This is a genomic window from Clostridium tanneri (assembly GCF_033659955.1).
GTDB lineage: Bacteria > Bacillota > Clostridia > Clostridiales > Clostridiaceae > Clostridium_AM > Clostridium_AM tanneri.
The window spans coordinates 91,219-109,580 of record NZ_JARUJP010000008.1; the positions used below are offsets into that span (position 1 = coordinate 91,219).

16 protein-coding genes and 1 other annotated feature are annotated in these 18,362 nt (G+C 33.0%); of the genes, 11 read left to right on the forward strand and 5 right to left on the reverse strand.

The genetic code is table 11. The features are described from left to right. Positions 1–25: 25 nt before the first annotated feature. A complete protein-coding gene (locus P8V03_RS08815; protein ID WP_318797896.1) occupies positions 26–958 on the forward strand; it encodes a DUF2935 domain-containing protein in 933 nt (310 codons plus the stop codon). A gap of 168 nt (positions 959–1,126) precedes the next feature. On the opposite strand, the gene P8V03_RS08820 is transcribed toward P8V03_RS08815, so the two are convergent. Beyond that, complete coding sequence (locus P8V03_RS08820; RefSeq protein WP_318797897.1) at positions 1,127–2,152, reverse strand: ABC transporter substrate-binding protein; 1,026 nt, start codon at positions 2,150–2,152, stop codon at positions 1,127–1,129. Between the two features lie 238 nt (positions 2,153–2,390). Between P8V03_RS08820 and P8V03_RS08825 the strand changes: the two genes are divergently transcribed. Further along, positions 2,391–3,449 (forward strand): uroporphyrinogen decarboxylase family protein, encoded by a 1,059-nt coding sequence (locus P8V03_RS08825; protein ID WP_261672039.1) that lies wholly within the window; start codon positions 2,391–2,393, stop codon positions 3,447–3,449. A gap of 159 nt (positions 3,450–3,608) precedes the next feature. Here P8V03_RS08825 and P8V03_RS08830 read toward each other — a convergent pair whose 3' ends face one another. Then, the gene (locus tag P8V03_RS08830) at positions 3,609–5,288 is read right to left on the reverse strand and encodes an alpha-keto acid decarboxylase family protein (RefSeq protein WP_318797898.1); all 1,680 of its coding nucleotides are present in this window, start codon (positions 5,286–5,288) and stop codon (positions 3,609–3,611) included. Positions 5,289–5,476: 188 nt separating this feature from the next. Further along, positions 5,477–5,693, forward strand: a binding site (T-box leader). A gap of 53 nt (positions 5,694–5,746) precedes the next feature. Between P8V03_RS08830 and P8V03_RS08835 the strand changes: the two genes are divergently transcribed. The 3 genes from P8V03_RS08835 to P8V03_RS08845 all read left to right on the forward strand — a co-directional run bounded on the left by P8V03_RS08835 (position 5,747) and on the right by P8V03_RS08845 (position 10,465). Continuing rightward, complete coding sequence (locus P8V03_RS08835; protein ID WP_318797899.1) at positions 5,747–6,253, forward strand: GNAT family N-acetyltransferase; 507 nt, start codon at positions 5,747–5,749, stop codon at positions 6,251–6,253. A 17-nt stretch (positions 6,254–6,270) separates the two neighbouring features. Beyond that, positions 6,271–8,919, forward strand: a complete 2,649-nt coding sequence (locus tag P8V03_RS08840) for a valine--tRNA ligase (protein WP_318797900.1) — start codon at positions 6,271–6,273, stop codon at positions 8,917–8,919. Between the two features lie 205 nt (positions 8,920–9,124). Further along, entirely contained in the window at positions 9,125–10,465 is a 1,341-nt protein-coding gene (locus P8V03_RS08845; RefSeq protein ID WP_318797901.1) for a bifunctional folylpolyglutamate synthase/dihydrofolate synthase, read from the forward strand. A gap of 65 nt (positions 10,466–10,530) precedes the next feature. On the opposite strand, the gene P8V03_RS08850 is transcribed toward P8V03_RS08845, so the two are convergent. Further along, entirely contained in the window at positions 10,531–10,779 is a 249-nt protein-coding gene (locus P8V03_RS08850) for a TIGR03905 family TSCPD domain-containing protein (RefSeq protein WP_318797902.1), read from the reverse strand. Between the two features lie 221 nt (positions 10,780–11,000). Here P8V03_RS08850 and P8V03_RS08855 point away from each other — a divergent pair, with 221 nt between their 5' ends. Then, entirely contained in the window at positions 11,001–11,888 is an 888-nt protein-coding gene (locus tag P8V03_RS08855) for a YncE family protein (protein WP_318797903.1), read from the forward strand. Positions 11,889–11,905: 17 nt separating this feature from the next. On the opposite strand, the gene P8V03_RS08860 is transcribed toward P8V03_RS08855, so the two are convergent. After that, positions 11,906–12,433 carry a DUF4364 family protein gene (locus P8V03_RS08860; RefSeq protein ID WP_318797904.1) on the reverse strand — a complete coding sequence of 176 codons (528 nt, stop codon included), beginning with the start codon at positions 12,431–12,433 and terminating at the stop codon, positions 11,906–11,908. 226 nt (positions 12,434–12,659) lie between these two features. Here P8V03_RS08860 and pdaB point away from each other — a divergent pair, with 226 nt between their 5' ends. The 3 genes from pdaB (at position 12,660) to P8V03_RS08875 (ending at position 14,973) form a co-directional block, all read left to right on the forward strand. After that, positions 12,660–13,412, forward strand: coding sequence for a polysaccharide deacetylase family sporulation protein PdaB (gene pdaB, locus P8V03_RS08865; protein WP_318797905.1), 753 nt, complete (start codon positions 12,660–12,662; stop codon positions 13,410–13,412). Between the two features lie 206 nt (positions 13,413–13,618). Further along, positions 13,619–14,125 carry a hypothetical protein gene (locus tag P8V03_RS08870; protein ID WP_261672030.1) on the forward strand — a complete coding sequence of 169 codons (507 nt, stop codon included), beginning with the start codon at positions 13,619–13,621 and terminating at the stop codon, positions 14,123–14,125. A gap of 98 nt (positions 14,126–14,223) precedes the next feature. Next, positions 14,224–14,973: a single-stranded DNA-binding protein gene (locus P8V03_RS08875; RefSeq protein ID WP_261672029.1), complete on the forward strand. Its 750-nt coding sequence runs from the start codon at positions 14,224–14,226 to the stop codon at positions 14,971–14,973. A 43-nt stretch (positions 14,974–15,016) separates the two neighbouring features. Here the strand turns inward: P8V03_RS08875 and dapD are convergent, their stop codons facing one another. Continuing rightward, positions 15,017–15,727, reverse strand: coding sequence for a 2,3,4,5-tetrahydropyridine-2,6-dicarboxylate N-acetyltransferase (gene dapD / locus P8V03_RS08880; protein WP_318797906.1), 711 nt, complete (start codon positions 15,725–15,727; stop codon positions 15,017–15,019). 150 nt (positions 15,728–15,877) lie between these two features. On the opposite strand from dapD, the gene P8V03_RS08885 reads away from it, so the two are divergent. Both P8V03_RS08885 and P8V03_RS08890 read left to right on the forward strand, forming a co-directional pair. Beyond that, positions 15,878–16,861 (forward strand): sulfide/dihydroorotate dehydrogenase-like FAD/NAD-binding protein, encoded by a 984-nt coding sequence (locus tag P8V03_RS08885; protein WP_318797907.1) that lies wholly within the window; start codon positions 15,878–15,880, stop codon positions 16,859–16,861. 73 nt (positions 16,862–16,934) lie between these two features. Next, positions 16,935–18,212 carry an FAD-dependent oxidoreductase gene (locus P8V03_RS08890; protein WP_318797908.1) on the forward strand — a complete coding sequence of 426 codons (1,278 nt, stop codon included), beginning with the start codon at positions 16,935–16,937 and terminating at the stop codon, positions 18,210–18,212. Positions 18,213–18,362 lie beyond the last annotated feature (150 nt).

Here is an 18,362-nt window from a genome sequence, read left to right on the forward strand (position 1 = left end):
ATGAGTAAATATATGGAGGTCTAATATGTTATCAAATAGCGAATTTGTAAGACAATCCCTGGAGTTAAACCTATTCTTTATGAGAATTGCTAAAGAACACTCTATATTTTTAGAGGCAGCATTTACTACAAGAGATCAACAGTACATTGAACAGTCAGAGGCACTAAAAAATATATTCAGCCAGCTTCTTGTAGAAACTATTAGAATGTCTGAGGGTATAATCAGTCCTGAAGTTGCAAACTCTGGTGAATTAGTAACTGACCTAACTTTAGATGCAGAAAGAGAAACTCAATTCTATACTAATATTAAAATTAATCCGAACATAACGAGAATGGAAGCATCTCTTGCTATGAGTAGTCCAGGACAGATTTCTATGAATACTGTAAGAATGGTAGAAAATCTAAACAATAGGGCTATAAGAGCGGCACAGCAAATCGCAAGTTTCAAAAGTAATATACTTCAGAATGTTTTATGCTGCAGGATGTTTACAACAAACTATCCACTACTTCTTGACCATATTCTAAGAGAGGCTAAATTTTACCTAAGAATGCTTACCATGCTTCAGAGAAGGGAAGAGTTTAACATAGCAAGAGAAGCCGCATATCAGGAGACCTTCTGGAACAGGATTATGGCTGAACACTCTAAGTTTATCAGAGGACTTTTAGATCCTACTGAGGAAAAATTGTTTGATACTGCAAATAACTTTGGGAAAAAGTTTGATGAGCTTACTCAAGAGGCTAGGAGTCTGTCTCAAGACATGGCACTGCTACCAGAAGTAACTAACAGAAGCCTTAAGAATGCAATAGATATTAGAGATTTTAAAAAACAAGGTACAGAAGGACTAGTACAATGTAAGATTAAGTCTATTGCGTATCCACTTTTAGGTGATCATGTAGTTAGAGAAGCAAACCATTATATAAGAATATTGAAAGATTTTAAAAGAGGTAAGATAGAATAAATCCCATAAAAAATTTAAATATTAGACTATTTAATAGCCCTCTCAAAAAATGAAGGAACCAAGCATAAAGGATATGCTTGGTTCCTAGTGTTGGATTTCGATGTAAATAATATTTGATTCTAGAATCAGAACTTCCCATTGGAATTGATACGTTTTTTACAAATTATTTTATTTAATATCTTTTATTACTTTTTCACCAAATGTATTGTTTACAATCTTATCGAAAGGTGGCCTTTGAGGAATTAACTCTGATTTATAAGATTGAATTATATCCATAAGCTTACTTAAGTTTTCTTCCTTTAATATAGGTGTTGTTGCAAAGGCATCAATAGCTCTATAGTTTTTAGTAACAGCTACAAGAATATCTTCATCAGTACCAGGGAAGAAGGATTTTATTGATTTAGCTACTTCTTCATCGCTATGCTTTTGAACCCAAAGCTGGCCTTTGTAGATAGCCCTAGTGAACTTTTCTATAGTTTCTGGATTTTTTTCCATATAGGACTTTGTAGAGAAGAAACAAGTATAAGGAATGTTACCAGCTTCCTTTCCTACAGAAGCTACAACGTATCCAGCATTATCTTTCTTAAGCATACTTGCATTTGGCTCGAATAAAGCTGCATAATCTCCAGTACCACCTTTAAATGCTCCGGTGGTAGCAGCAAAGGCTATATTGGTAATAACATTTAAATCTTTTCCTGGTTGAAGTCCATGATTCTTAAGTACATATTCAAGAGCCATTTCAGGTACGCCGCCAGGTCTTCCTCCAACTACATTTTTTCCTTTTAAGGATTCCCATTTAAAGTCTTTTTCATCTGTTCGTGAAACTAAGAAAGAACCATCCTTCTGAGTTAACTGTGCAAAGAGAATAGGATAGTCTTCTTTTTGTTGATTGTAGATGTAGATTACCTGTTCAGGACCACAAAAACCGATATCTACGCTTTTACTTAATACTTGCTGCATGGTCTTATCAGCACCTTGACCAGTAGTTAGCTCAATATTTATTCCTTCCTCTTTAAAGAAGCCCTGACTTATTGCAGCATACATAGGAGCATAAAATACTGAACGGGTAACCTCATTTAATTTAACTGTTACCATAGTCTTGTCTTCTTTTTTCTGTCCGCAGCCAGCAAAAATTGTAGTAATGAAGATTAGAATTGAAAGAATTGATAAAGGCAAAAATCTGCTTCTTTTCATAAAATACCTCCAGAGAAATTTTGATTAGTTTATATTATGAAAAGAAGAGTAATTGTGTTAATGTTTTTCTAAATAATACAGGGGAATTTCTATAGCAGGTAGTTACTTTTAAAAAAAACACTATATTAAAATTTTATAGAAGAGGCCTAAATTATTTGAATTTAATATGGTTATAGAAATTCTACTGTTACTAATGTTAGAATTTCAAATATGAAAGTAGAAGAGGGGATGTTTACAATTGATTAGAGAAGAAATGACACCGAAAGAAAGAATGGAGGCCTTTTCTAGAGGCGAAGAAATCGATAGAATATTATGTGTACCTGATATGGGGGTTACTATGGTGCCTTTTATTGGGGTAACAGCTAGGGAGTATTATCATTCAGCAGAGCTTATGGCAAATTTGGAAATAGCTTTATTTAAAAGACTCCGTCATGATGGCGTAAGTATATCTACTAGTCTTAGAGGAGTTGCTGAGGCTATGGGGGCAAAGGTAGGTTATCCTGATTATGGCGTTTCCTATTTAATAGAACCAGCCATTAAATCTGTAGATGAGATAGAGTCTCTTAAAGTTGTAAATCCCTTAAAAGATGGGAATTTGCCAACTTTAATTGAGGCAATAAGACTTACCAGGGATGCTCTTATGGATGAAGTAGATGTTGGTGCTGCTATGTCAGGACCTTTTAGTGTTGCGGCTTCAGTGGTAGGAACAGAAAATTTGTTAAAGTGGATGGTCAAATATCCTGAAAGAGTTCATACCTTGATGGAGATAGTAGCAGAATCTAACAATAGGTATATAGAGGAAGTAGCTAAATTAGGAGTGTCTATTGGATTTGCAGACCCAGTTTCATCTAATAGTCTTATAAGTCCAAAACAGTTTAGAGAATTTTCATTACCTGCTCTTAAGAAAAATATTAATAAGATAAAAGAAAAAACAGGAAGTGCTCCTGGTATACATATTTGCGGAAAGAGTAGGGGCATTTGGGAAGATGTCGTAAATGCAGGTGTTTCTAATTTCAGTATTGATAATGCAGAGGATTTAGAAGAAGCCAAAGAGATAATGGGTGACAGAGTAGTTATTACTGGAAATGTGCCACCGGTAGAGGCAGTATACTCAGGAAGTAAAGAAGATATTTTTAGGTCAGTTAAGGAATGTATTAGAAAGGGACATGATTCTAAAAAAGGCTATATTTTAAGTACAGGATGTCAAATTCCAATGCATACACCAATAGAAAAGGTTGAAATGTTTATGGAAGCAGGCAAAACCTACGGAAAATGTCCTGTAGATTTAAAATATTAAATATATAGACAACCTCCCCTTTATAGTAAATTTGAACTTATAAACAAATTTACTATAAAGGGAGAGATTAGTATTGAATTCAAGTTTCTATGTTTGTTTAATGTTATCCAAATTCCTGTTTTTTTATATACATTTTTAAATTCTTAAGCATAGGCTATTCTATTTTTGCATTTGCTGCAGTACCTTTGTCATTTTATGCACTATAGGTGGAGCATCCATCTGAGGAGCAAATATTTCAATTAGACATAATCTTTCATTACACTGAACTTCTGCCTTTTTTATTGCTTCATCAAGTTCTCTATTTGTATAAACCTTTGCTGTAAAAGAGTCTCCTCCAAAGGCTGTTGTGAGCTTTGAGTAGTCCCATGAAGGTAAATCATTGTAATGGGTATTTTTCTCAGCTACGTTAAGATATTTTTCTATGGTATATTCTTTGTTGTTAATCAAGAATATAATAGGCTTACAGTTATTATGCAGCATAGAGCTGATTTCTTGAACTGTCATTTGATTAGAGCCATCCCCCACAAAGAGGATTACACGTCTATTTTTTGCTGCTAAACAGGTACCAAAGGCTGCAGGGGTTCCATAACCTATACTGCCCCATCCGCTCTGGGATATATAAGTTGCGCCTTTTGGCAGTCTTAACTGGGCTATTCCAAAGCCTAAAGTGCCAGTATCTGCAATAAGTATGTCACCTTCTTTAAGCATTTTTTGAAATCTTGAATAATAATACTTTGAAGAAACATCCTCATCTAAGGATATATTGTCATCACTGTAGAAAGAAGCTGCAGTTTTAACATAGTCAACTCTTTTATTAATCTTTGTCAAAAGCTCCTTTAACATATCCTGTATTAATATATTTTCATATACTGACATGCCAACCTTCACACTATAAGGTTGAATTTCTATGATATTTAAAGGATTTAACTTTGCAGTAAAAGCACCAGTATTGTGATCGGACCAAATAGTACCAATAGCTAAAATACAGTCAGAAGCTTCTACTGTGTTTTGAATTTCCTTGCTTCCAAGGTCTCCAGCATATAAGCCAATAAAATTTTTATGACTTTCGTCAAAGGAACCTTTACCCATCATCATAGTAGCTACAGGAAGGTTAACTTTATCTACTAACTGCTGAACTTGTGCCTGAAGACTATATCTTGACACATAAACACCAGAAAGAAGAACTGGGCTTTGTGCTTTTTCTATCATTTTATCTATATGCTGCAATGCAGCTTGCAAGGAACTTTGATCTGTTTGCTTCTTTTCTAGGCTAATATCCCTGCTCATTATAGTCTGGGTGGCAACATCATCTGGAATAAGCAGATATACGGGCTTCTTTGTTTCCTTTGCCTTTTGAATAGCTGTATTAATTTCAAAGACTGCATTTTCAGCAGTTATTGTTGCTGTATACTCTGTCAAGTTAGCATAAACTTTTCTAAAGACATCAAAGTCTCCATTTAATAGGGTATGATGCATTGGTTTATGCTGCTGCTGAACCTTTGTTTTAGGGCCTCCAACTATATGAATAACAGGCACATTCTCGGAATAGGAGCCTGCAATAGCATTGCAAGCACTTAATTCACCTACTCCGAAAGTAGTTATTAAGGCACCTATTTCCTTAACCCTTCCGTAGGCATCCGCTGCATAGCCAGCATTTAATTCATTATGGCAGTTGATAAAATTTATGCCTTCATACTTTTCTAGAATATCTAGAAGCGAAAAATTATAATCTCCTGGAACTCCAAGGATTTCTGTGATGCCTTCTCTTTTTAAACAATCATATAAATAATAACCAACAGTTTGCTTTAAATCAGATGAATTTTGAATGTTCTCAGCCATTTTTCCCCTCCGCAATTTTAAAAATACTTAGTTCAACCTAATGTATAGTAATTTTATAAGTATCAATTTGAACCTTAATTTATTATTACCAGTATTATTGAAATATACCATAAGGGTATTAGTATAAAAATGTCTTGACAGTTGAATAATTAACGTTATAATAATATTTAATAGTTAAATATTGATATAAAATGGCTGTGAAAAAGAGGAGTAGAAGTAGTAAAGTATTAAGAGAGGAAAGTCTATTAGCTGAGAGATTTTCTATACGGATCACTTTGAAGGTAGCTTTGGAGCTTCTTTGCTGAAGGTTTTAGTAGGTAAAGACGGTTTTCTTAACCGTTAATTGTATTAAGAGCCTGTATTTTTGCAGGAAAAAAGGTGGTAACGCGGGTCTTCGTCCTTTTATAGGATGAAGGCTTTTTTTATTTTCATGGGTTATTTAAAAAGGGGGCTTTTAAATGAACGTTAATATAAGACCAGTAGACTCAAAAGATGCTAAAGGTATAAATGAAATAAGAGTAATGGATGGGGTAAGAGAAAATATTCTAGGAATAATCAGTGAAAGAGTTTCACAGTCTGAAGCATTCATAAACAGTTTGAGTGAACATGATCATCTGCTTGTAGCTGAGATAAATGACAATAATATTAAAAAGGTGGTAGGGGTTGTAGGACTTAATATAAATAGAAACCCTAGAACAAGGCACACAGCATCTATTGGAATTATGGTACACAAGGAGTATCAAAGTCAAGGAGTAGGCAAAGCCTTAATGAATAGCATTCTTAATTTAGCTGACAACTGGCTTATGCTGGTAAGAGTAGAATTAGGTGTGTTTACAGACAATGAAAAGGCTATAAACCTTTATAAGAGTTTTGGATTCGAAATTGAGGGAACAAGAAAGTATGCTGCTATTAGAAATGGCAAATATACTGATGAATATATAATGGCAAGATACAAGAATATATAAATTAAGGAGGAATAAACATGTCAGAAAAAAGAGAAATGGCTACTACCTACAGTCCAAAAGAATTTGAGAGCAGAATTTATAAGAATTGGGAGGAGAAAGGTTACTTTACTCCAGAAGTGGATGAAAATAAAACTCCATATACAATAGTATTACCTCCACCAAATATTACTGGAAAGCTTCATCTAGGTCATGCGTTAGATGATACTATCCAAGATGTGATTATAAGAACAAAGAGAATGCAAGGATACAGTACATTATGGCTTCCAGGACAGGATCATGCAAGTATTGCTACAGAAGTTAAGGTTGAAAATGAACTTTTAAAGCAAGGTCTTAAGAAGAAGGAAATGGGAAGAGAAGCCTTCCTAGAAAAAGTTTGGGATTGGGCTGATGAATACAGAGGCAGAATAATGGATCAGGTAAAACAGTTAGGTTGTTCTGTAGATTCAACAAGAGAATGTTTTACTATGGAAGAGAAGGCAAATAGAGCAGTAAGAGAATTCTTTGTAAGACTCTATAATGACGGATTAATCTACCAAGGAAACAGAATAATAAACTGGTGTCCAAAATGTCAAACTGCTTTATCAGATGCAGAAATTGAGTACAGTGAGCAGGCTGGTCATTTCTGGCATATTAAATATCCAGTAGTAGGAACTGATGAACACTTAGAAATAGCAACTACTAGACCAGAGACAATGCTTGGAGATACAGCTGTTGCTGTTAACCCTAGTGATGAAAGATATGCACATTTAGTTGGAAAAACTATAATGCTTCCGCTAGTTAATAGAGAAATTCCAATAGTAGCAGATGACTATGTTGATGTGGAATTCGGAACAGGAGCAGTTAAAATAACTCCAGCACATGACCCTAACGATTACCTAGTAGGAAAGAGACATAACTTACCAGAACTTAACGTTATGCATGAAGATGGAAGAATGAACTTCCCAGGAACTAAGTATGATGGACTAGACAGATATGAGGCTAGAAAACTTATAGTTAAGGATTTAGAAGAGCAAGGTTTCTTAGTAAAAACTAAAGACCACGTTCACAATGTAGGCTGTCACGATAGATGTAACACAACTATAGAACCAATAATCTCAAAGCAATGGTTTGTTAAAATGCAGCCTCTTGCAGAACCAGCTTTAGAAGTTGTAAGAAGTAAAAAGGTTAAGTTTGTACCAGAGAGATTTGAAAAAACTTACTTTAACTGGATGGAAAATATTCAAGATTGGTGTATTTCAAGACAGTTATGGTGGGGACACAGAATTCCAGTTTGGTACTGTAAGGACTGTGGAGAGGTTATAGTTTCTGTTGATGTACCAACTAACTGCAGTAAGTGCAGCAGTGATAAATTAGAGCAGGATAAGGATGTATTAGATACATGGTTCAGTTCAGCATTGTGGCCTTTCTCTACTCTTGGATGGCCAGAGAAAACACCAGACCTTAAATACTTCTATCCTAACAGTACATTAGTTACTGGTTATGATATAATTTTCTTCTGGGTTGCAAGAATGATATTCTCAGGTCTATATTGTTTAGATGATATACCATTTGAAAATGTATTAATCCACGGTATAGTAAGAGACTCAGAAGGAAGAAAGATGTCAAAGTCCTTAGGAAATGGTGTTGATCCACTAGATGTAATAGAGCAATATGGAGCAGATGCATTAAGATTTGCACTTATAACTGGAAATGCTCCTGGAAATGACATAAGGTACTATCCAGAAAGAGTTGAAGCTGCTAGAAACTTTGCAAATAAGATATGGAATGCATCAAGATTTGTTCTTATGAATTTAGATGAAGAAATAATGAACAAATACAAAGACTGTAAGAACTACAGCGGTGCAGATAGATGGATTTTATCAAGAATGAATACTCTTGTAAAAGAAGTAACAGATAACATAGAAAAATTTGAGTTAGGAATAGCATCACAAAAGGTTTATGACTTTATCTGGGGTGAATTCTGTGACTGGTATATTGAATTAGTTAAGCCAGTTATGTATGGTGAGGATGAGGAAGCTAAAGGTGTTGCCTTTAACGTATTAAATAAGGTTTTAACTACAAGCTTACAACTACTACATCCTATAATGCCATTTATAACAGAAGAAATATATACTCACTTATACACAGATTACGAATCTATAGCTATATCAAAGTGGCCTGAGTATAACGAAAGTTTAAAGGATGAAAAAGCAGAAAAAGATATGGACTATGTAATAGAAGCTATTAAGTCCTTAAGAAATGTAAGAACAGAAATGAATGTACCTCCTTCAAGAAAGGCTAAAGTATTAGCTTTTGTAACTGAAAATGAGGCTGTAGACGCATTTAAAAATGGAGAAACATACTTCCAGAAGCTTGCTTCAGCAAGTGAAGTAGAATTCCTAGATACTAAAGAAGCTGCACCAGAAAATGTAGTTTCAGTAGTTACAAGAGGGGCAGAAATGTTTATGCCATTACTTGATTTAGTAGACTTAGAAAAAGAACTAGAAAGATTAAATAAGGAAAAAGAAAAGCTAGAAAAGGAAATTGACAGAGTAGAGAAGAAGCTGGCAAATGAAAGGTTTGTAGCTAAAGCACCTAAAGAAGTTGTTGAAGAAGAAAAGGCAAAAGGTGAGAAATATAAAGAAATGCTTCAGGCAGTTATAGTAAGACTAGAAAGCTTGAAATAACTATAATTAGCTTTAAAGTTAGTATAGACTAGGTAAGGATATGCTCATATCAGTTGTATATTTATAACAATTAAGTATACAGAGGATATGGGCATATTTTTATATGTAAGATTAAGTTATTTAAACTATATATATAATAGAAAGTAAATTGATTAAATACTAAATTTTTGATAGAATAAAGGAAAAAAGTGGGGATGTGAGATTTATGAATTATGAACAAGCCATTGATTACATAACGAATACAGCTAAATTTGGTATGAATTTTGGGTTAGAGAGAACAAAAAAGATATTAGAACTTCTAGGAGACCCTCATAAGAAGATAAAGACTATACATATAGCAGGTACTAACGGAAAAGGTTCTACTACTGCTATGCTTACAAAGATATTAATGCAGTCTGGCTATAAAGTTGGAATGTACACTTCACCTTTTATCGAAGTATTTGAGGAAAGGATTCAGATAAATAATGAAAATATTTCAAAGGAAGATTTAAGCTTAGCAGTTACAGAAGTCTCAAAGGCAGTGGATAAGGTTATAGAGCTAGGTTATGAACATCCAACAGAATTTGAAATAATTACTTGTACTATGTTTTACTACTTTAGTAAAAATAAAGTTGACTTTGCAGTAGTAGAGGTTGGACTAGGGGGAAGACTTGACTCTACTAACGTAATGGAGGCTTATTCAGAAGATAACTCTGGTGGAGTAGTAGCTACGGTAATTACTTCAATAAGTTATGATCATATGCAAATTCTTGGAGATACTCTAGAAAAGATTGCATGGGAAAAGGCAGGGATAATAAAGGATGGTGTTCCTGTAATAATGTATCCTCAGGAAACAGAGGCGGAAAAGGTAATAGAAAAAATCTGTGAAGAAAGAGGATGTAATTTAGTAAGAGTATCAACTAATTCTGTTGAATATTTACAAGAAAATAATGAGAAAGTAGATAAGAATACTGATACATATACTCAAAATTTTAAACTTACAACGGCTAAGGATAATTATGATATAGCTTTATCTCTTTTAGGAAAACATCAGCTTTTAAACTGTGCTGTAGCAGTTTCTGTGGTGGAGCAGCTAATGGAGAGAGAGATAACCGTTGATAAGAAAGATATTGTTGGTGCGCTGAGGGAAGTTAAATGGATTGGCCGATTAGAGGTTATGAAAAGGAAACCTTTAGTGGTAATTGACGGAGCCCATAATATAGAAGGTATCAGCAAGCTAAGAGAAAATGTACAACAGTATTTTAAGTATAATAAAATGATTTTAATACTTGGAATATTAGCTGATAAGGAAGTAGACAAGATGATAGCCACAATTGCTCCTCTAGCAGATAGAATTATTGCAGTGACACCTAATAGTTATAGGGCAGAAAGCGCCGATGAACTTAAGAAGGCAGTAGAAAACTACCATATTAAGTGTGAAGCAATAGAAAATTATGAAGATGCGTATAAGCTAGCTCTTTCATACTGTGAAGAAGATGATCTTTTGTTAATTTCCGGATCTCTATATATGATAGGGGATATGAGAAAAATAATAAAGAATCTATAAAAAGGGAAAAAGCTGTTCTAAGGATGTGTATACCTTATAGAGCAGCTTTTTTTATTAGTAAATTTTTATTTATTGCTTACAAGTTTTTCAAGAGCAGCAGCGAACTGATCTGGACAAGAAGTGGATTTTCCACCGCAGCTTATGCCTTTTAATCTTTCAATAGCATCATCAACTTCCATACCTTCTAGAAGTCGGGATAGACCTTGTAAGTTTCCCTCACAACCTCCTAAAAATCTAACATTAGAGATTTTATTGTCTACCACATCGAAGTTTATTTCTTTAGAACAAACACCATTAGTTGAAAAAATATACATAAAAACACCTACCCTGTAAAAATTATTTAAGTCAACATGAATATTATATATAAAATATAAATCTTTGTCATTAATATAATTCTAAATTTTAGAGAAAGGTAAAATAGGTAAGCTTCTGGTATTATACAGCTTAGTTCTTAAACTAATTTAAAAAATCTTTACTAATTGTTATTACCCATTTTAACAAATATTCATATTATATTTGTAAGGGGGTGATAAGGTTGGGGCATTTGTATGTATGTAATACTTCTTCAGATTATATTTCAAAGGTCAACCTAGATAGCTTTGTTGAAGAAAATAGAATTCACCTAAAATCGAATAGTATGAATAATAGGGTAGGTCCCCATGGAGTATGTGCAAATAATAATAAAATATTGGTTGCTAATAATTATAGCAATAGCATATCAGTTATAAATATATTAAAGGAAACTGAAGAAAATAGCTATTATATAGGGTTACACTGTAATGACGTTGTAGTTTTTGAAAACAACGCTTATATAATATGCGGAGACCTTAATAGCCTACTGGTCTTTGACATACTAGAAAATAGGGTTGTTGAGGAAATCCCATGTGGAAATCTACCACATAGTATATGCTTGAATAAAGAAAAAAAGCTTTTATTAGTAACGAATATGGAAGATGATAGTATAACATTAATCGATTGTAAAAATAATGGAAGTATAAAGCATATAAGAGTAGGAGCATACCCAACTAAGGCACTTTTCACAGTAGATGGACATCATGCTTTAGTATGTGAGAGTAACATTGGCTCAGATTTTAGAGGAAGTATAGCAGTGGTATCACTAAAGAATTATAAAGTTATAAATAGAATAACAGCAGGAAATTCCCCAATAGATATGTGTAGCAATGAAAATTACTGCTTTGTATCAAATTTTGGAGATGGAAGCGTAAGTATTATTGATATAAACCATTATAGGGAAGATAAGAATATAATTGTTGGAGGAATGCCGAGAGGAATAATAAAATTTGGAGAAAATATTTATGTAGGAGATAACTATAATAACCTACTAATAAGAGTAAATATTAAAGATGAGAATAAAAAATATATACCTATAGGAGGAGAACCTACAGGTATGATTTTGATTTGATAGTATAAAGAATTAAACTAGTCTTCTATTAGCATGTGCATGATTTTTCCGTATAATTCTGAAGAATTACTTTTCCACTTTTCACATAAATTTTTTGCTTGTTTATTGGAGGCAACATTAATTTTAATGTCTATAAGTATTGAGTCATTCTCAAGGGCCTTTAGATTGACAATAAAATTATTGTTCTGTTCAATAGTATAGTCGGCAGTTACAGTAACTTCCTTCTTTATGCTATCGATTTCCTTATTCAAATAGTCGTCTACTATTTGGATTTTAGAATCAGAAATTCTGTTTTTAAATAGAGACAGAACCTTTACACCCTTTTCAGTTATTAAAAATCTATGACTTCCTGACTCACTTGTATATCTCAAAAACTTAGATGAAAGTAGTTCAGTTAAATACTGTTGTAGAGTGAAGTAGTTTATAAAGTTATTTTCTAAGATGATTTCTGTTATCTGGTTATTTGAAACGGGGAATTTAATTTTATCAAATATATAAAGAAGCAGTAATTTATTCTCTGCTAATTCTAAGGTATCCTCAAACATTATATATCCTCCCTATATGATAAGTTCTTGAGTATATTATAACATAAAATATATGAAAATAAATAAAGCACTGAAATAGCACAGTGCTTTATTTATTTTCATTTTCATAGAAATAAGGGTAGGACAATTACAAAATATTAATAATAAATTTACTTAATTTCTGTAATATTTAGCACCAAAATATACTATATAAGTTTATAGGGATAAATATTTTGGGGGGAATAACTTGGAACTAAGAATAAAAAGAAAAATATTATTAGTACTTATATTACTTTTCTTAGGAACTACAACAGCTATTTTTATGAATCAAAGTGATACCAGCGTATTATTAAGATTAGATAAAAAACTGCCAATTTATTGTGTAGATACAGAGGATAAGAAAATTTCATTAACTATTGATGTTAGTTGGGGAAATGATAATACAGAGAAAATTTTGGACATACTAGACAAGTATAATATTAAAGCTACATTTTTTGTTGTAGGTGGATGGGTAGATCAATACCCTGATAGATTAAAGGAAATTTATAAAAGGGGACATGAAATAGGAAATCATTCTAATAAACATCCAGATATGACTAAGCTGTCTAGGGAAAACATTATTAAAGATATGCATATAAATGACGCTAAAATAAGAAATCTAACTGGTGAAGGAACTAAGCTTTTTAGATGTCCAGAAGGGGCATATAATGATTTGGTAGTTAAAACAGTGGAGGAAGCAGGATATTACTGTATACAATGGGACGTAGATAGCATAGATTGGAAGGAACAGGGTGCAGATATAGAATATAACCGAGTTATAAAAAACACAAAGCCTGGTTCTATATTGCTATTTCATAATAATGCTAAATATACACCAGAAAATCTGCCTAGGATTATAGAAAAATTCCAAAGTGAGGGATATCAATTCGTTAAAACTGGTGATTTAATCTATAAAGATAACTATAAAGTAGATTATAGTGGAAAGCAAATCAGCAATTAGCAAAAAAGATAAAGGATTTAATGACAGATTTTTGTAATTAATAGCCTTTCAACTGTAAGAATTATTGAAACAAGTAGGAAATTTGTATATAATGGAAATATATAACTTTAGGGAGGAGATATTATAGAATAACAAATGATATGGTATAAAAAACTATATCCTGTTTAAAATAGTTTTAACAAATTATTTTATCGGGAGGGCAAAGAATGAAAACAATAGCGATTATAGGTGGTAACAAAGCTTTTTACTCATATTTAGTGAAAGTTCTCAAGCTGTTAGATGTAGAAGTAAAATTTTTCACCAAGTATGCAGTAAAAAATGAAACGTACTATGATTATGTAGTCTTTAACTCCAGTAGTAATATTAAAGATGTTCTAATAAACGGAGGTTATTGTTTTGTTAATATGGAATCAATAGGTTATAAAAATAACAATGTTAATATATATGGCAACTTAATTACTTATGGTTTGGGAAGTAAAAATACAGTTACAGTTTCTAGCATGGAGGATAATAATAGCTTTGTATACTGCTTACAAAGGGAACTTAATTATAATGCATTGGAAAGGCTCGAGCCACAAGAACTTCCTGTTACCATGAATTTTAATGGTGATGACGAAATATACGCAGCTATGGTTGGGATTACAATAGGTTTAATTGAAGGGAAAGATATAGGTAGTTTAAATAAAGGAAAAAAGTTAACTATCTTTAGCTAAGGATTTTAATTTAAATATTTGTTAGTATATTTTCTATATTTTTCGAATAATTATATGTTGATAAGATAATTTAAAAACTAAGGGAAAGAGGGGTTACGATGGATAATTTAATGTTAAATAATAAGATTTACCTTGAAGGAGAAATAGTATCAGAACTTCAGTTTAGTCATGAGATGTATGGAGAAGGATTTTATACCTTTAATATCGAGGTTCCAAGACTAAGTGACGCTAAAGATACACTGTTTGTTACTGTATCTGAAAGGCTAATTAGCGGAATGGATATTAAAATTGGCTCTCAGATTATTGTAGAGGGCCAATTAAGGTCTTACAATAAGTTTGTAGATGGAGCTAATAGACTAATATTGACTGTATTTGCTCGTAATATAAGTATATGTGAAGAAAGAAGTAAAAATCCTAATCAAATTTTCATGGATGGCTTCATATGCAAAGAGCCAGTGTATAGGACAACTCCTTTTGGAAGAGAAATCTCAGATATGCTCCTTGCGGTAAATAGAGCTTATAATAAGTCAGACTACATACCAACGATTGCATGGGGGAGAAACTCAAGGTTTTGCAAAAGCTTAAAAGTTGGTGATAACATTAAAGTATGGGGAAGGTTGCAAAGTAGAGAATATCAGAAAAAGATTTCAGAAACTGAAGTAATTAAGAAAATTGCCTATGAAGTATCAATATCAAAGATGGAGAGAGTTAGTAGGGATTCATCTGATAACGGTGATGAAAATATCTGTTTTGATGGTTTTGATGAATTAGAGGAAACTACTATAATGATGAATGAGGAATCCACCAGCAGTACAAAAGAAAATTTAGAGGATAAACAGATATCATAGTAAATGTAATAGGCAGTGAAGGTTCACTGCCTATTTATGATAACTATTTTCTTAAATCGTCAAGTATTTGAGTCTTATCCTTTGTTTTATCATCTACTTCTTTTATTATCTTAGCTGGAACACCGGCAACTACAACTCCTTCGGGAACATCTGCTACTACAACGGAGCCAGCGGCTACAACAGATCCTTTACCAATCTTTACTCCTTCAAGAATAACAGCATTTGCACCTATTAAAACATCGTCTCCTATCTCACAAGGTGACTTACTTGGTGGTTCTAAAACTCCAGCAACTACAGCACCAGCACCAAGGTGAACTCTTTTTCCTAATATACCTCTAGCACCAACAACTGCATTCATGTCTACCATAGTTGCCTCTCCAATTTCAGCGCCTATGTTTACAACAGCACCCATCATTATAACAGCATTTTTTCCTATGCTTACTTTATCTCTAATGATAGCACCAGGTTCAATTCTAGCATCTATCTTTGTTACATCAACAAGAGGAATAGCTGAGTTTCTTCTGTCATATTCAACTCTGAAGTGGTCTATTTTACTTTTGTTATCCTCTAAAAACTTAGTAACCTCTTCTGATTCTCCAAAAAGCACGTAGAAATTAGAACTATTATAACATTCTATATTTCCTAAATCACAATCTGAGATGTCACCTTTAAGGTACACCTTAACAGGAGTAGATTTTTTAGCTTCTTTTATGTATCTTGCAATTTCATATGGATCGGTTAAGTTGTAATTCATATGTAGAACCTCCTTAGTTAAGCATTTTTGATTATTAATAACATTATAATAAATATATTTTGTGAATTAAAGAGGTAAAGTATAATTTTTAGTAACAAAATGGCGATAGGAAAAATAATCTAATAGTAGAGTGCTTTAGGAGGTAGTTAAATGGATTATGAAATTAAGGATTGTATCGATGCGGGAAGTGCCTATTGTCCTTGTCACTTAGCTGAAACTGGAGACTGTATACTTTGTTCACAGCTTTCAGGGAAGAATTTTTGTGATTGTATTAATTGGAAAGGCGTATGCATATATCAAGACTATATACTAAATAATGAAAAAGCAAAAAGCGGTAGAAAAAGTTATATGTGTAAGATAATGAAGAAGGAAGTTTATAAAGATAAATTATATATATTTACTATAAATGCACCTCACAGCCTAGTACAGGATTTAGTTCATCCTGGAAGTATAATTTTCATCAGAAATCCTCAAACATCAACCTACTATGATACACCTATATCTATCATGGAGGCAGATACGTCAGAGAATATCTTGAAGGTTGCAATAGAGCTAAGGGGAGTAAAGACAAAAAGCATATGCAAACTTAAGGAAGATGAAAAAATACTTATAAGGGGACCTTTCTGGAATGGAATTTTAGGATTGAAAAATGTATATAAGGCAAAGGAAGGCGTTTCTATTGTTGTAGCAAGAGGTATAGGCATTGCTCCAGCAGCGCCTGTATTAAAGAAGCTGTATTCAAACGGAAATAAAGTCATATCTATAGTGGATAAAACTCCTTTCAGAAATATTTTTGGTAAAGAATATTTTCAGATGTGTAATTCAGACATTTTGAAATGTAAGATGATAGAGAATGGAGAGCTAAGTGAAGAGTTTAAAAATTTAATTGAACAAATTCTAAAGGTAGAGAATGTGAATCTAATTCATTGCGATGGACCGGATATACTGATATATAAACTGCTAGACTTTATAGGAGATAGGGTTAACTTCTCCTGCTGTAATAATTCTAAGATGTGTTGTGGAGAGGGAGTATGTGGTACTTGCAGTACTAGATATAAAAATAGGGTAGTTAAAAAGCTATGTAAGGTACAAGTAGATCCAAAACATGTATTCAGAGAGAGAAGACTTATTTAGCAGGAGGATTTAGGTTGAAAATAATTTTTTCAAGATATAGTTAACAGATTAATGAGGTTAAGGAGGACATTAAATGAAGGTTATAGTTATTGGTGGTGGATGGGCTGGTTGTGCAGCAGCTATATCCGCTAAAAAAGCTGGAGCCCAAGTAGCTCTTTACGAGAAGACGGATATGTTATTAGGCCTTGGAAATGTAGGAGGCATAATGAGAAACAATGGAAGATATACCGCTGCAGAAGAATTAATAGCACTTGGAGCTGGAGATTTGATAAACATTACAGATAGTAATACAAGGCATAAAAATATAGATTTTCCAGGTCATGAGCATGCTTGGCTTTATGATGTAAATAAAATTGAACCTGCAGTTAGAAGATATTTAAAGGATATGGGCATTGAGCTAAATATGATAGCGAGAGTAATAGACATACAAAGAGAGGGAGATATAATAAAGGGTTTATATTTGGCAGATGGAAGTTATCAAGAAGGAGATGTATTTATAGAGGCTACAGGTTCCACTGGACCTATGGGGAACTGCTTAAGATACGGAAATGGCTGTTCTATGTGCGTATTAAGATGTCCATCCTTTGGACCTAGAGTTAGTATAAGTATGAGAGCTGGTGTAGATGACCTTCAAGGAGAAAGAGATGATGATATACTTGGAGCATTTAGCGGTTCCTGTAAACTGTGTAAGGAAAGTCTTGATGAGGACTTAGTAAAGGAATTAAATGAAAAGGGCTCTGTAGTTATAAAGGTCCCACCAGAAGATATAAATATGGATAAATTAAAGGCAAAGGTATGTCAGCAGTATGCTTTAAAGGAATTTGCTGAAAATGTAGTTTTACTTGATACTGGACACGTAAAGCTTATGACTTCCTATTACCCTCTTGATAAATTAAGAAAAATAAAGGGATTGGAAAATGCAAAGTATATAGACCCTTATGCAGGAGGAAAAGGAAATTCTATTAGATATCTTTCCGTTGCTCCAAGAACTGACGATATGAAGGTTAAGGGCATAAGTAACCTTTTCTGCGGCGGAGAGAAGAGTGGTCTTTTTGTAGGCCATACTGAAGCTATCTGTACAGGAAGTTTGGCAGGACACAATGCAGTAAGACATTTCCTGGGAATGCCTCCTCTAGTTCTCCCTAAAGCTACAGTTATAGGTGATATAATAGCCTTTGCAAATTATAAGATGATGACGAAGGAAGGCAGAAGAAATAGATATACCTTTGCAGGAGCGGAATACTTTAAGAGAATGAAAGAAATAGGACTATATTCCATAGACAAAAATGAAATAAGAGCAAGAATTGAAAAATTGAATTTGCTAGATATAATGAACCAAAAACTTGTTTAGGGTGATATATTATATAAAGAAGAGGTTTGAAATTTTAAAGTTCAAGCCTCTTCTTTATACTAGCACTTTAGAGTGAAAAATTATATAATTATAATAATTAATTTTTGGTATAGTAATATAAGAGATAACAGTAATGTTAGAAGGGGTGCG